The organism is Rahnella sp. ATs2 (assembly GCF_051851855.1).
Taxonomy (GTDB): domain Bacteria; phylum Pseudomonadota; class Gammaproteobacteria; order Enterobacterales; family Enterobacteriaceae; genus Rahnella; species Rahnella variigena.
Map to the genome: position 1 here is coordinate 90957 of NZ_JBLYPL010000015.1, position 14400 is coordinate 105356.

The 14400-nt window shown below is 53.0% G+C and carries 12 protein-coding genes; 6 read left to right on the forward strand and 6 right to left on the reverse strand.

What is annotated here, in order from left to right; translation table 11 throughout:
• Positions 1-57 precede the first annotated feature (57 nt).
• The 4 genes from gyrB to dnaA all read right to left on the reverse strand — a co-directional run bounded on the left by gyrB (position 58) and on the right by dnaA (position 6208).
• On the reverse strand, positions 58-2472 hold the full coding sequence (gyrB, locus tag ACJY2G_RS16925; RefSeq protein WP_430320645.1) for a DNA topoisomerase (ATP-hydrolyzing) subunit B: 2415 nt from the start codon (positions 2470-2472) through the stop codon (positions 58-60).
• Positions 2473-2491: 19 nt separating this feature from the next.
• Positions 2492-3580 (reverse strand): DNA replication/repair protein RecF, encoded by a 1089-nt coding sequence (recF, locus tag ACJY2G_RS16930; protein WP_113876820.1) that lies wholly within the window; start codon positions 3578-3580, stop codon positions 2492-2494.
• A 131-nt stretch (positions 3581-3711) separates the two neighbouring features.
• Positions 3712-4812, reverse strand: coding sequence for a DNA polymerase III subunit beta (gene dnaN / locus ACJY2G_RS16935; RefSeq protein WP_013573353.1), 1101 nt, complete (start codon positions 4810-4812; stop codon positions 3712-3714).
• A 4-nt stretch (positions 4813-4816) separates the two neighbouring features.
• Positions 4817-6208: a chromosomal replication initiator protein DnaA gene (gene dnaA / locus ACJY2G_RS16940; protein WP_112287221.1), complete on the reverse strand. Its 1392-nt coding sequence runs from the start codon at positions 6206-6208 to the stop codon at positions 4817-4819.
• A gap of 695 nt (positions 6209-6903) precedes the next feature.
• Here dnaA and rpmH point away from each other — a divergent pair.
• From rpmH to mnmE, 5 genes are all read left to right on the forward strand, one after another.
• Positions 6904-7044, forward strand: a complete 141-nt coding sequence (gene rpmH / locus ACJY2G_RS16945; RefSeq protein ID WP_009637487.1) for a 50S ribosomal protein L34 — start codon at positions 6904-6906, stop codon at positions 7042-7044.
• Positions 7045-7062: 18 nt separating this feature from the next.
• Positions 7063-7422, forward strand: coding sequence for a ribonuclease P protein component (gene rnpA / locus ACJY2G_RS16950; RefSeq protein WP_071823635.1), 360 nt, complete (start codon positions 7063-7065; stop codon positions 7420-7422).
• The gene (gene yidD, locus ACJY2G_RS16955) at positions 7386-7643 is read left to right on the forward strand and encodes a membrane protein insertion efficiency factor YidD (RefSeq protein WP_112287219.1); all 258 of its coding nucleotides are present in this window, start codon (positions 7386-7388) and stop codon (positions 7641-7643) included. The genes rnpA and yidD overlap by 37 nt, the downstream gene beginning before the upstream one ends.
• 2 nt (positions 7644-7645) lie before the next feature.
• Entirely contained in the window at positions 7646-9280 is a 1635-nt protein-coding gene (gene yidC, locus ACJY2G_RS16960) for a membrane protein insertase YidC (RefSeq protein ID WP_113876819.1), read from the forward strand.
• A gap of 112 nt (positions 9281-9392) precedes the next feature.
• Positions 9393-10757, forward strand: coding sequence for a tRNA uridine-5-carboxymethylaminomethyl(34) synthesis GTPase MnmE (gene mnmE / locus ACJY2G_RS16965; RefSeq protein ID WP_112287217.1), 1365 nt, complete (start codon positions 9393-9395; stop codon positions 10755-10757).
• A gap of 71 nt (positions 10758-10828) precedes the next feature.
• Here the strand turns inward: mnmE and ACJY2G_RS16970 are convergent, their stop codons facing one another.
• Positions 10829-11428: a short chain dehydrogenase gene (locus tag ACJY2G_RS16970; protein WP_430320646.1), complete on the reverse strand. Its 600-nt coding sequence runs from the start codon at positions 11426-11428 to the stop codon at positions 10829-10831.
• 100 nt (positions 11429-11528) lie between these two features.
• Here ACJY2G_RS16970 and ACJY2G_RS16975 point away from each other — a divergent pair, with 100 nt between their 5' ends.
• A complete protein-coding gene (locus ACJY2G_RS16975; RefSeq protein ID WP_430320647.1) occupies positions 11529-12416 on the forward strand; it encodes a LysR family transcriptional regulator in 888 nt (295 codons plus the stop codon).
• 76 nt (positions 12417-12492) lie between these two features.
• Here the strand turns inward: ACJY2G_RS16975 and ACJY2G_RS16980 are convergent, their stop codons facing one another.
• Positions 12493-14388, reverse strand: coding sequence for a methyl-accepting chemotaxis protein (locus ACJY2G_RS16980; protein ID WP_120163117.1), 1896 nt, complete (start codon positions 14386-14388; stop codon positions 12493-12495).
• Between the last annotated feature and the right edge of the window lie 12 nt (positions 14389-14400).

Genomic DNA, 14400 nt, shown 5'->3' on the forward strand with positions numbered 1-14400 from the left:
AAGCGGTTTCCCGGTTCGGACTCTGTATCAGCTCATGCCTTGATCAGATATCGATTATCAGATATCTATGTTGGCGGCTTTCAGCGCGTTCTCTTCGATGAAGGCGCGGCGCGGTTCAACCGCATCGCCCATCAGCGTGGTAAACAACTGGTCAGCGGCAATGGCATCTTTCACGGTCACACGTAACATGCGACGTTGCTCAGGATCCATGGTGGTTTCCCACAGCTGATCAGGGTTCATTTCGCCCAGACCTTTATATCGCTGAATCGACAGACCACGACGGGACTCTTTCACCAGCCATTCCAGCGCCTGTTCGAAGCTGGTCACTGGCTGACGGCGTTCGCCACGTTCGATGTAAGCATCTTCTTCGATCAGGCCGCGCAGCTGTTCGCCCAGCGCACAGATTTTGCGGTATTCGCCGCCCTGAATGAAGTCTGCATCCAGATCGTAATCCGTATCGACACCGTGCGTACGGATACGCAGAACCGGTTCGAACAGCTGATGTTCGCGGTTTTCACGCACGATCGCGCTGTAAGAACTGCCGTGCTGCTCTTTCTCGTTGAGACGCGCCACCAGCGATTCCATCCAGGCCTGAACTTTCGTCTGATCGGTCAGATCCGCACCCGGCAGGGTTGGCTGATAGATCAGGTTGTTCAGCAGCGCACGCGGATAACGACGTTCCATACGGCCAATCATTTTCTGCACGCTGTGATGTTCAGCCACCAGTTTCTCCAGCGGTTCACCCGCCAGGGCCGGTGCATGGGCGTTGGCGTGTAACGTTGCCCCGTCCATGGCGATGGAAATCTGATACTGATCCATCGCTTCGTCATCTTTAATATACTGTTCCTGTTTACCTTTTTTCACTTTGTACAACGGCGGCTGTGCGATAAACACGTGGCCACGTTCTACAATTTCAGGCATCTGACGGTAGAAGAAGGTCAGCAGCAGGGTACGGATATGTGAACCATCGACGTCGGCATCGGTCATGATGATGATGCTGTGATAGCGCAATTTGTCCGGGTTGTATTCGTCACGGCCAATGCCGCAACCGAGTGCGGTAATCAGCGTTGCCACTTCCTGAGAAGAGAGCATTTTGTCGAAGCGCGCTTTCTCGACGTTGAGGATTTTACCTTTCAACGGCAGAATCGCCTGGTTCTTACGGTTACGGCCTTGTTTTGCAGAGCCGCCCGCTGAGTCCCCTTCCACTAAGTACAGTTCGGAATGCGCCGGGTCACGTTCCTGACAGTCCGCCAGTTTGCCTGGCAAGCCAGCCAGATCCAGCGCGCCTTTACGACGGGTCATTTCACGCGCTTTACGCGCCGCTTCACGGGCACGCGCCGCGTCGATGATTTTACCGACAACGATTTTGGCGTCTGACGGGTTTTCCATCAGGTAATCCACCAGCTTCTCGTTCATCAGCGTTTCAACGGCCGTTTTCACTTCGGAAGAAACCAGTTTGTCTTTGGTCTGAGAAGAGAACTTAGGATCCGGAACCTTCACCGACACCACAGCAATCAGGCCTTCACGGGCATCGTCACCGGTGGCGCTGATTTTAGATTTCTTGCTGTAGCCTTCTTTATCCATGTACGCGTTCAGGGTACGGGTCATCGCCGAACGGAAACCGGCTAAGTGAGTCCCGCCATCGCGCTGTGGAATGTTGTTGGTGAAGCAGTAAATATTTTCCTGGAAACCATCGTTCCACTGCAACGCCACTTCAACGCCAATGTCATCTTTTACCGTGGAGAAATAGAACACGGTTGGATGGATTGGGGTTTTGTTTTTGTTCAGATATTCCACGAAAGCTTTGATACCGCCTTCATAATGGAAGTGATCATTTTTACCATCACGTTTATCCAGCAGGCGGATAGCCACGCCGGAGTTCAGGAATGACAGTTCGCGCAGGCGTTTCGCCAGAATGTCATACTCGAATTCGGTGTGATTGGTAAAGGTGTTGAAGCTTGGCCAGAAACGTACCGTGGTACCGGTCACGTCAGTATCGCCAATCACTTTCAGCGGATCCTGAGGCTCACCGTGCACGTAAGTCTGAGTATGGACTTTGCCTTCGCGGCGGATAACCAGTTCCAGTTTTTCCGACAGGGCGTTAACGACGGAAACACCCACGCCATGCAGACCACCGGAAACTTTATACGAGTTATCGTCAAATTTACCGCCGGCATGAAGAACGGTCATGATGACCTGAGCAGCAGAAACGCCCTCTTCTTCATGAATACCGGTCGGAATGCCACGACCATCATCCTGTACGGAAACAGAGTTATCCGCATGGATCGTGACCTGAATCTCTTTACAGTGGCCCGCGAGGGCTTCGTCGATAGCGTTGTCCACAACCTCGAATACCATGTGGTGCAGACCAGTGCCGTCATCGGTATCGCCGATATACATGCCGGGGCGCTTACGCACCGCGTCCAGCCCTTTTAATACCTTGATACTTGAGGAGTCATAAGAATTCGACATCAACGTTTCTCGCTCATTTTTAGTCCTGTGATAGAACGGCTATTTTACCTTGTTCCACGCGGAACATCTTGCCCTTTTCACCCATCATGTCGGTCACTTGCTCAGCGCTTATTGCACTGACAAAAACCTGTGCCTGGGTGGCTTTCAGGCGATCGGCCAGCAACCGACGTCGGTCGGCGTCCAGCTCAGAGGCAAAATCGTCAAGAAGATACAGGCAACGCCGCCCGCTCTGTCGGGTGAGAAACTCACCCTGCGCCAGTCTCAGCGCACACATCAGTAGCTTCAGCTGTCCACGGGACAGTAAATCTTCCACCGGCGTGCCGTCGGCACGAATGCGGAAATCCGCTTTATGCGGGCCTGATGCGGTGTAAGTTAAGGCTCTGTCGCGCTCAAAATTACGCTCCAGCAACTCGCCGTACTCAGTCTCCTTGTCCCATCCACGCTGGAAAGAAAAACTGAGGGCGAATTCAGGCAGGAATTGTGCGCAGGTCGCGCTGATATCAGCCGCGATCGCGTCGCTGTACGCTGCCCGCCATTCGCTAATGCGCTCGGCTAACGGGATCAGTTCCTGATCCCAGGCACGAATTTGCGCATAACGACTCACCTGTCGCAGCGCGGCGTTGCGCTGCTTGAGTAACCGTCGCAGGTTGCTCCAGGCGATAAAAAAACCGGGGTCGTGATGAAAACAACCCCAGTCAATAAATGCCCGCCGGTACTTCGGTCCGCCGTTGAGCAGGGTGAAGCCTTCGGGTGTGATCAGTTGCATCGGCAGCATTTGTGCCAGTTCAGACACTTTATGACCGTCAGTGCCATCAATGCGCACTTTGCTATCGCCCTGACGGCTTTTACTCAGGCCAATCGACAACTCACGATCGCCGCCGTCATCTACACGGGCGTGAAGAACAAACTCCGGCTGATCGTGACGGATAACCCGTCCGGCCTGCAAACTGCGAAAAGCGCGGCCATGCCCCAGCGTATAGACCGCTTCGAGCACGCTGGTTTTACCGCTGCCATTGGGACCGACCAGAAAGTTAAAACCGGGCGACGGATCTAAATCCGCCGCCTCGATGTTGCGGAAATCTTTTATCAGTAAGCGCGTTAAGGCCATCTAAACCAATTCCAGGGCGTCTTCGTCGCGGTCAGTTTGCGTGCGGACAGCGCACAACAAGCGGAGCGTACTCAAGTACGTGAGCATTGCGAGCACTGCCCAATCGCAAAATGACAAGTAAGATAGCCCGATCAGAGCCTCATTGGCATAACGACGTAAGCCGCCGACTGGCTCGCAGCGTCTTCGATCTGCACGCTGGAAACAGAGTCTGTCAGCAGTAGATTAACGTCTTCGCACTTGAGCGCATTCAGTACGTCGAGCACGTAACTGACGTTAAAGCCGATTTCCATTTCGGTGCCTTCGTAGCCGACATCCAGAATTTCTTCTGCTTCTTCTTGTTCCGGGTTATTCGCGGTGATTTTCAGCTGGTTATGGCTGACATACAAACGCACGCCGCGGAATTTTTCATTGGACAGGATCGCTGCACGGGCAAATGCCTGTTTCAGCAAATCGCACCCGGCCTGCAGCGTTTTGTCCGGATTTTTCGGCAACACGCGGCGATAGTCAGGGAAACGACCGTCAACCAGTTTGGACGTAAAGATAAAGTCGCCGACGTGAGCACGGATATTGTTGCTGCCGATTTGCAGCTGCAATGTGGTGTCACCGCCGTCAAGCAGACGCACCAGTTCCATCACGCCTTTACGCGGCACGATCACCGAATGCGAAGGCAGCGACTGGCCGATTGGCATCGAACATACGGCCAGACGGTGACCGTCGGTCGCAACAGTACGCAATTCTTCACCTTCGGTTTCGAACAGCATACCGTTTAAATAATAACGAACGTCCTGATGCGCCATAGAAAACTGCGTGGCTTCGATCAGACGTTTCAACGTGGCCTGCGGCAGGGTGAATTCTACTTCGCTTTGCCAGTCGTCGAGATTAGGGAAATCTGTTGCCGGTAAGGTCGACAGCGAGAAACGGCTGCGGCCTGATTTTACCAGCATGCGGTCGCCGTCGAGAGCAACGGAAATTTCCGCGCCTTCGGGCAATCCACGGCAGATATCAAAGAATTTACGCGCCGGTACCGTGGTGGCACCCGCTTCATGTGGCTGAGACAGCGCGACTTTCGCCACCATCTCCATTTCCAAATCCGTCCCGGTCAGCGACAGCGCGCCATCCGTCACCTGTAATAACAGGTTACCCAGAATAGGCAACGTCGGTCGTCCACCCAGCGGGCTACTGACCTGTTGCAGTGGTTTCAGCAAATGCTCACGTTCAACAATAAATTTCATAGCGCTAGGAAGATAATGTTCTGATTAAGTTGGAGAAATCTTCTTTGATGTCGTGACTTTCTTCACGCAACTGCTCGATTTTACGGCAGGCGTGCAACACCGTGGTATGGTCCCGACCACCGAACGCATCGCCGATTTCTGGCAGGCTGTGGTTGGTCAGCTCTTTCGCCAGCGCCATCGCCATCTGGCGTGGGCGGGCTACCGAACGGGAGCGCCGTTTGGAAAGCAGGTCAGCGACCTTGATTTTATAATATTCGGCCACTGTTTTCTGAATATTATCGATAGTGACCAGCTTCTCCTGAAGCGCTAACAAATCGCGCAACGCTTCACGAACGAAGTCGATGGTAATCGCACGGCCGGTAAAGTTGGCATTGGCGATCACGCGGTTCAGTGCGCCTTCAAGCTCACGCACATTAGAACGCAGACGTTTAGCAATAAAGAAGGCAACTTCGCCCGGCAGACGGATATCGTTCTCGTCGGCCTTTTTCATCAGGATCGCCACGCGGGTTTCTAATTCTGGCGGCTCGATCGCCACCGTCAGGCCCCAGCCGAAACGCGATTTCAGACGATCTTCAACACCGTTGATCTCTTTTGGATAACGATCCGAGGTCAGGATGATCTGCTGATTGCCTTCCAGCAGGGCATTAAAGGTGTGGAAGAACTCTTCCTGGGAACGTTCTTTATTAGCAAAGAATTGGATGTCATCGATGAGCAACGCATCGACTGAACGGTAGTAACGTTTGAACTCTTCAATGGCATTGTTTTGCAGGGCTTTTACCATGTCCTGCACAAAGCGCTCGGAGTGCATGTACACCACTTTTGCATTGGCTTTACGCGCCATGATGCCGTTACCGACCGCATGCAATAAGTGGGTTTTACCCAGACCGGTGCCACCATAAAGGAAGAGCGGGTTGTAGGCGCCGCCCGGATTGTCCGCCACCTGACGCGCCGCCGCGCGGGCCAGCTGGTTAGACTTACCTTCTACGAAGTTATCAAAAGTGTGTTTTGGATTGACGTTCGAGCGGTATGAAAGCTCGGGCTGAACAGGCGAACTGTCCCAGCTCGGACGTGAAGGCGCCAGACGCGGAATAGCAGGCGCAGTCTGAGAACTGACGCTGGCCGCAACGGGTTGACTGACGCGCTGAATCATGGGTTTGCTGCCGACTTCAAAACGCAGCAACGGCGCATCCGCCCCACAGAAATCGTTGAGCAAGCCGTTAATATTGTTTAAGTATTTGTCACGAACCCAATCAAGGACAAAACGATTCGGGGCGTAAAGCGCCAGCGTATTGTCGTTGAGTTCCGCCTGCAGGGGGCGTATCCACATACTGAATTCTGTGGCAGGTAGTTCATCCTGCAAACGGGCAAGACATTGCTGCCAAAGCGAAAGTGACACGGCGGACTCCACTCGAACAAGTATCAAAAAAGAAAAGGATCAGGATATTTTTTAAATCATGATTTTTGGCACACGTCCCGCCTGCCTGTATAAGGGGATGGGGGAAATTTCTCTCACCACCCTGTCAGTGGCGTAAAGTCACGTGCGAACCGCTTTTTACGGTTTGTGTCGAAAGCTACCCAGCCGGGATCGCGATCGGAATGGCGGATCATAACGCAATCCGACACAGAGATCCTCCCCTTCCTGACAGTTTAGATCCTTTTTATCCACAGGCAGCGGTCGGCAAGTGGGTAAGCTTAGCCGATCCTTTTTAAAATAGGCGATGTAATCATCACTGTGGTGAAAAAATAGGAGTCCGCTGAGCTAAATTTCATCACATTGCGAGAAAGATCTCCGCCCTGTGGATAAGGATCAGGCGAGGATCCTTGCGATTTACGGCAGAGTCCGTATAATCTTCAGCCCTACGTGTGAAGCCTGTGTTCCTGATGGTCATAACCAGATGGATATTGCGGTGTGACCACGGGCAATTCTGGTAAACACTTGAACCATTTCTGGCAATGTAAATTGACTCAGGACTGTACAGTTATTACAATCCCGCTTCTTTATATGTTGCGACAAAGGCACCGGTCTTTTTTTCGCCGAAATGTCTTCGCGTTTACTGATCAGTAATAATTTAAGTTTAGGTAGAAATCGCCATGAAACGCACTTTCCAACCGTCCGTATTGAAGCGCAACCGTAGCCACGGCTTCCGTGCTCGTATGGCCACCAAAAATGGTCGTCAGGTTCTGGCTCGCCGTCGTGCGAAAGGCCGTACCCGTCTGTCAGCTTCTAAGTAATAAAAGCTAACCTATTTAGTGGTTAAGCTCGCTTTTCCCAGGGAGTTACGTTTGTTAACTCCCCGTCATTTCACTTTCGTCTTCCAGCAGCCACAACGGGCTGGCACGCCGCAAATCACTATACTCGGCCGCCTGAACGAGCTGGGGCATCCCCGCATCGGTCTCACCGTCGCAAAAAAACACGTCAAACGCGCACATGAACGCAATCGGATTAAACGCCTAACCCGCGAAAGTTTCCGGTTGAATCAGCATACGCTGCCGTCGATGGATTTTGTGGTGGTCGCCAAGAAGGGTGTCGCCGATTTAGATAATCGCGCGCTGACGGAAGCGTTGGAGAAATTATGGCGTCGACATTGCCGACAGGCTCCCGCATCCTGATAAAGCTGATACGTGGTTATCAGTTATTCATCAGTCCGTTGCTCGGGCCACATTGCCGCTTTCGACCAACCTGCTCTCAATACGGTATTGAAGCAATTGGTCGTTTTGGCATGTTAAAAGGCAGTTGGTTGACTTTGAAACGCGTATTAAAATGCCATCCTTTGAACCCAGGTGGTGATGACCCCGTACCGCCGAAAACCGACAATAACAGAGAACTCTAACGATGGATTCGCAACGCAATCTTTTCCTCATCGCTCTGCTGTTCGTGTCTTTCATGATCTGGCAGGCATGGCAAACGGACCACGCTCCGCAACCGGCCAACCAGACCACGCAACAGACTGCGAACACTGCAAACGGTGATGCTGCTAACCAGGCTGTTCCTGGTAGCGGACAGGGCAAATTAATTACAGTTAACAGTGATGTGCTGTCATTAACAATCAACACCCGTGGTGGCGACATTGAGCAGGCTCTGCTGAAGGCTTACCCGACGACTTTGGGCTCTGACCAGCCTTTCCAGTTACTGGAAACCACTCCTAATTTCATCTATCAGGCACAAAGCGGTCTGACAGGTAAAAACGGTCCAGATAATCCGGCTAACGGCGAACGTCCTCTGTTCCAGACCAGCTCGGATAACTTCACGATGTCTGAAGGCCAGTCTGAACTGCGCATTCCGATGACTTACACGGCGGCAAACGGTGCGATTTACACCAAAACCTTCGTGATCAAACGTGGCTCTTACGCGGTGAGTGTTGAATACAATATCAACAACACCACAGCAGCTCCGCTTGAACTGACTCTGTTCGGTCAGCTGAAACAAACCACCGAATTGCCTAAGCACCGTGACACCGGCAGCAATAACTTTGCTCTGCACACGTTCCGCGGCGCGGCATACTCCTCAAGTGATGACAAATATCAGAAGTACGCGTTCGATAAGAGCGAAGTACTGAATGTCACCACTCAGGGCGGTTGGGTTGCGATGCTGCAGCAGTACTTTGCGACTGCGTGGATCCCGTCAGCGAAAGACACCAATACCTTCTTTACCAGCACCAACAACGGCATTTCTTCGATTGGTTTCAAAGGCACGCCGTTTACCGTTGCACCAGGCGCACAACAACAAGTGGCTTCCACTCTGTGGGTTGGCCCGGAAATTCAGGACAAGATGGCGGCCATCGCGCCTCACCTTGATCTGACTGTTGACTACGGTTGGTTGTGGTTCATCTCTCAGCCACTGTTCAAACTGTTGAAATTCATTCAAGGGTTCGTCGGTAACTGGGGCTTCTCGATCATCGTAATCACCTTTATTGTCCGCGGTATCATGTACCCACTGACCCGCGCTCAGTACACGTCGATGGCGAAAATGCGTATGCTGCAGCCAAAACTGGCCGCCATGCGTGAACGTATCGGTGATGACAAACAGCGCATGAGTCAGGAAATGATGGCGCTGTATAAGTCTGAGAAAGTGAACCCGCTGGGTGGTTGTCTGCCGCTGGTTATTCAGATGCCAATCTTTCTGGCACTGTATTACATGCTGTCTGGTTCCATTGAATTGCGCCACGCGCCATTCATCCTGTGGATCCATGACCTGTCAGCGCAAGACCCGTACTACATTCTGCCGGTTCTGATGGGTATCACGATGTTCTTCATTCAGAAGATGTCGCCGACCACCGTCACTGACCCGATGCAGCAGAAGATCATGACCTTCATGCCGGTCATCTTCACCGTGTTCTTCCTGTGGTTCCCGTCCGGTCTGGTGGTGTACTACATCGTCAGTAACCTGGTAACCATTCTCCAGCAGCAGCTGATTTATCGCGGGCTGGAAAAACGTGGCCTGCACAGCCGCGATAAGAAAAAGTCATAAGTGAATGTCAGGGCGGCTTTCGTCCTGACCGCTAAACTTGATGATAAAAGACAAAGGCGGTCATTTGACCGCCTTTTGCATATCCGTAAAAAGACCAACAGAGATCATTGCTATGAGCACCTCAGATACCATTATTGCCCAGGCAACCCCACCCGGCCGCGGTGGTGTGGGCATTTTGCGCATTTCCGGCCGTGCGGCGCGTGATGTGGCACAGGCTGTCTTAGGTAAACTGCCCAAGCCGCGTTATGCCGATTATCTGCCGTTTCAGGATGCAGACGGCAGCACGCTGGATCAGGGCATCGCGCTGTGGTTTCCCGGCCCGAATTCCTTCACCGGTGAAGACGTGCTTGAGCTGCAAGGCCACGGCGGCCCTGTGATCCTGGATTTGCTGCTTAAACGCATTATCGCGCTGGAAAACGTGCGCATTGCGCGTCCGGGCGAATTCTCTGAGCGTGCTTTCCTCAACGATAAGCTCGATCTGGCACAGGCAGAGGCGATTGCCGATCTTATCGACGCCAGTTCCGAGCAGGCCGCACGTTCTGCAGTTAACTCACTTCAGGGCGCTTTCTCTCACCGTATTCATCATCTGGTGGAAGCACTCACTCACCTGCGGATCTTTGTTGAAGCCGCTATCGACTTCCCGGATGAAGAAATCGACTTCCTGTCTGACGGCAAAATCGAAGCCAAACTCAATACAGTGATGGGCGATCTGGATGCGGTACGTGCTGAAGCACGTCAGGGCAGCTTGCTGCGCGAAGGGATGAAAGTGGTAATTGCCGGGCGTCCGAACGCCGGTAAATCCAGCCTGCTGAACGCGCTGGCCGGTCGTGAAGCGGCGATCGTTACCGATATCGCGGGCACCACGCGTGACGTTTTACGCGAACACATCCACCTCGACGGTATGCCTTTGCATATTATCGACACCGCCGGGTTACGCGAAGCCAGCGATGAAGTTGAGCGCATTGGTATTGAACGTGCATGGAATGAGATCGAACAGGCTGACTTAGTGCTGTTTATGGTAGATGGCACCACAACCGCCGCGACTGAGCCCGCGGAAATCTGGCCAGAGTTTATGGCACGTCTGCCCGCGTCTTTACCGATTGTCGTTGTGCGTAATAAAGCCGATATCACCGGCGAAGCATTGGGGCAAACCGAAGTAAATGGTCACTCACTTATTCGGCTTTCAGCCCGAACCGGCGATGGCGTTGATCTGCTGCGTGACCATCTGAAACAGGTCATGGGCTTTAATCACAATATGGAAGGTGGATTCCTCGCCCGTCGCCGTCATCTGCACGCACTGGAAGACGCCGCACAGCATCTGGTTCAGGGTAAAGACCAGCTGCTTGGCGCCCGGGCCGGTGAATTACTGGCAGAGGAACTGCGCATGGCGCAGCAGTCGCTGAGCGAAATCACTGGCGAATTTACGTCGGATGACTTGCTGGGGCGCATCTTCTCCAGCTTCTGTATCGGTAAGTAATCCGCGCTTCGCATCAAACAAAACCCACATTGCAAAATGTGGGTTTTTTATTGTATTCAAAGTATTACAGCTTACCAGACTTTATAAACGCGTCCGGTCTGCGCCCCTTCCACGCTGCGGCGATACGCTTTCGCCACCCGTGCTGCCGGAGCGGCTTCAAAGCCCGGGAAGAACGGGCCGTAAGCTTTCAGCGACTCTTCTACTACGGTCGGGCTGACCACGTTGATGCGGATGCCGCGTGGCAGTTCAATCGCCGCACCACGGACAAAACCTTCCACAGCCGCATTGACCGTGGTGGCGTTTGCGCCCTGACGGATAGGTTCATCAGCAATGATCCCGCTGGTCAGGGTGACGGAGCCGCCATCGTTCAGGAATGACTGACCGATCAGCGCAATGCGTACCTGCCCGAGCAGTTTATCCTGCAAGCCGATATTGAATTGCTCTGCGGTCATTTCAGTCAGCGGACCAAAGTGCAGTCTGCCGGTCGTCGCGATAATCGCATCGACTTTCCCGGTACTTTTGAAAAGCGCTTTTACACTGTTTTCATTGGTGATATCGACCTGAAAATCACCGCGCGTCTTGCCTGCGGTGATAATTTCATGTTCTGCGCCGAATTCCCGGATCACCGCTTTACCCAATGTACCCGTCCCGCCAATCACTAAAATTTTCATCACAGCTTCCTCAACGTTGTTTGTTGGATCATCTTTCACCAAACTGAGAGTTAGATATAGACTCGTATTATTCGTTCTGTACTAACTCAGGGTTTGTAATGTGGATAAGCTGCGGAATATTGAAGTCTTTGTCAGCGTAGTAGAAACCGGAAATTTCAGCACTGCGGCGGAAAAACTGGGGATTTCGGCGGTGATGGTCGGTAAACACATTCAGCAACTGGAAAAACATCTCAATGCCCGTCTGCTGCAACGCACTACGCGCAGGCAAAGCCTGACCGATGCCGGTGAAGTGTTTTATGAAAACGGCAAACGGGTGCTGGATCAGATGAAATTTACGGAAAGCGCGATGGAAAGCCTGCAAAGTGTGCCGACCGGATTGCTGCGGGTCAGCGCGCCGGTATCCCTTGGCTCGAGCGTTATAGCACCGATGCTGGCCCGTTATCTGCAAACACACCCGAAAGTGAATGTGGAGCTGATACTGAGTAACGCGAGGGTGGATTTGATCGGCGAAGGTTTTGACGCAGCAATTCGTATTGGCGAAATCGGCGATGACCGGCTGGTCGCGAAGCCGGTGAAACCTTATGAAATGGTGATCTGCGCGTCTCCGGGGTATTTGCAGCAGTTCGGCACGCCCGCGACGCCCGAAGACCTGAAAACGCATCCGTGTCTGGTGCATACCGTCTGGAATCAGAGCGAAGGCTGGCATCTGGCGAATGCAGAACGCACCACGTCAGCGTGGCCGGTTAACAGCCGCTATGTGTCCAACGACGGTCATGCGCTGCGTGCTGCGGCACTGGAAGGCGCCGGTTTGCTGTTGCAGCCCAAAGTCCTGCTGGCGGAGGATATCGCCAGCGGCAAGCTGATCCCGGTGCTGGAGTCTTTTATCCCGAAACCCCGGGTGGTGCATCTGGTGTATCTGCCTGATTTCAGGCCGCGCGCTAAACTGACCAGCCTGATTAACTACATGACTGAAAACACTTTTTACTGATCACTGCGCAAAAACAAAAAGCGGTAAGTGATCGCTCACTTACCGCTCAGTTTTGAACATATTGAATCAGACGAAATCAGAGCTTAAAGCCCGCAACCACGGTTTCCAGCTGAACGGTCTGATCCTGCATCGCCTGCGCGGCGGCAGAAACCTGTTCGACCAGCGCGGCGTTCTGCTGCGTGGCGTTATCCAGCTGCGTGATGGCCACGTTTACCTGCTCGATGCCCAGACTTTGCTCCTGACTGGAAGACATGATTTCGTTCATCAGTGTCGCCACGTTGTTCACGCCGCCCATGACTTCATCCATTGTCGTCCCCGCCGTTGCCACCAGATTGCTGCCGGTGGAAATATCCGCCACAGAATCTTCAATCAGCTTTTTGATTTCACGCGCAGAGGTCGCCGAGCGTTGCGCCAGACTGCGCACTTCGGAGGCCACCACGGCAAAACCGCGCCCCTGTTCACCGGCACGCGCTGCTTCTACCGCCGCATTCAGCGCCAGAATGTTGGTCTGGAAAGCGATGCCGTCGATCACACTGATGATATCGACGATTTTGTGGGAGGAACGGGTGATCGACCCCATCGTTTCAACCACCTGCTTCACCACTTCCGAACCTTTTTCCGCGACTGCCGATGCATCACGCGCCAGCTGGTTAGCGCCCTCCGCATTGGCTGCATTTTGCTTAACGGTGCTGGTCAGCTGTTCCATTGAGGCTGCCGTTTCGACAATTGAGCTGGCCTGTTCTTCAGTTCGCGCGGACAAGTCCAGGTTACCGCTGGCAATCTGGCGCGACGCCGAGGTAATCGCCAGACTGCTGTCACCGACCTGACGCAAAATGGATTGCAGGAAAGACAGGAAGCTGTTGAAACTTTGATTGATCTGATTGAACTCAGGACTGCGGCTGTCCGGTAAGCGTCGGGTTAAATCCGCGCCGCCCGCTGAAAGCTGAGCGATATTTTTATTCAGTGCTGCAAGCTGGCGCATAAACACTTTAATCGCCGCAATCAGTACAATCAGCAGCAGTAAGACCATCGGGATTTGTACCAGCCCGAGACTCGTCAGAATGCTATGGCTGCGCGCCAGCAACTGACTGGTCGGCATATCGGTGGCGATATACCACGGGCCCTGAATTTTACTCATGAACATCGTATGCGACGTGCCGTCGTTGTCGTAATCCGCCACCAGAGAGGATTGATCGTTAATCTGATCCAGACCTTTGCGGATTTGCATCGCAAGCGGAGAAGTTTCGCCCAGAGACGCCAGTTTCGGCAGCTTTTCATCCGTGGAATGGCTGGTCCCGACAATGGTGCCGTCTTTCTCCACAATATAAATTGTCGCGTGAACCTTTTTCTCCATTTCCGTCACCAGCTGGTTAAAGAAGCCCAGCGTCACGTCGATAGTGGCAACGCCCCACTGTTTGTCGCCTTTATAAATCGGCATCGCACAGTTGGTGCGTGGCTGGGTGCTGGCGTCATCGAAATAGGCCGGAGCCCAGACGCACTGCCCCTTTTCACCTTTAGATGCTGCGAGATACCAGGACTGATCGAAATAATTCGGCGATTCTGCGCTATTCCAGAAAGTATTCACCGTCAGCTGATTATTACTGTTTCGGGCAAAGAAGGTGCTGAATTTGATTTTTGCGGGATCGCGCTGGTTCGGCAACGGCCAGATACCGCCACCAAACACGGCGGCATCACCATACTGATCAACCAGAGCAGGCAGCAGCCGGTCGATACTGTCGCTGTCCATTTGAGCAACGGTCTGGGTGATAGTGCGTACCTGAGACTCAACTTTATTCAGGCGATCGTTAATGGCGACGGCCACATCATCCACCTGGTTAGCCACCAGATTACTTTCCGTTTGTTTCAGCTGAGGAGCAATAAAGACCTGGATCACGATAAGCGTAACGATGACCAGCACAATAAAAAACAAGCTGATCAATGCGATAAAGCGGGATTGCGTTGTTTTTAACATTTTAGGGTACTC

Excerpts from the sequence above, each read along its gene's own strand:
- gyrB (WP_430320645.1), bottom strand. The coding sequence starts at position 2,472 with ATGTCGAATTCTTATGACTCCTCAAGTATCAAGGTATTAAAAGGGCTG.
- recF (WP_113876820.1), bottom strand. The coding sequence starts at position 3,580 with ATGGCCTTAACGCGCTTACTGATAAAAGATTTCCGCAACATCGAGGCG.
- dnaN (WP_013573353.1), bottom strand. The coding sequence starts at position 4,812 with ATGAAATTTATTGTTGAACGTGAGCATTTGCTGAAACCACTGCAACAG.
- rpmH (WP_009637487.1), top strand. The coding sequence starts at position 6,904 with ATGAAACGCACTTTCCAACCGTCCGTATTGAAGCGCAACCGTAGCCAC.
- yidD (WP_112287219.1), top strand. The coding sequence starts at position 7,386 with ATGGCGTCGACATTGCCGACAGGCTCCCGCATCCTGATAAAGCTGATA.
- yidC (WP_113876819.1), top strand. The coding sequence starts at position 7,646 with ATGGATTCGCAACGCAATCTTTTCCTCATCGCTCTGCTGTTCGTGTCT.
- mnmE (WP_112287217.1), top strand. The coding sequence starts at position 9,393 with ATGAGCACCTCAGATACCATTATTGCCCAGGCAACCCCACCCGGCCGC.
- ACJY2G_RS16970 (WP_430320646.1), bottom strand. The coding sequence starts at position 11,428 with ATGAAAATTTTAGTGATTGGCGGGACGGGTACATTGGGTAAAGCGGTG.
- ACJY2G_RS16980 (WP_120163117.1), bottom strand. The coding sequence starts at position 14,388 with ATGTTAAAAACAACGCAATCCCGCTTTATCGCATTGATCAGCTTGTTT.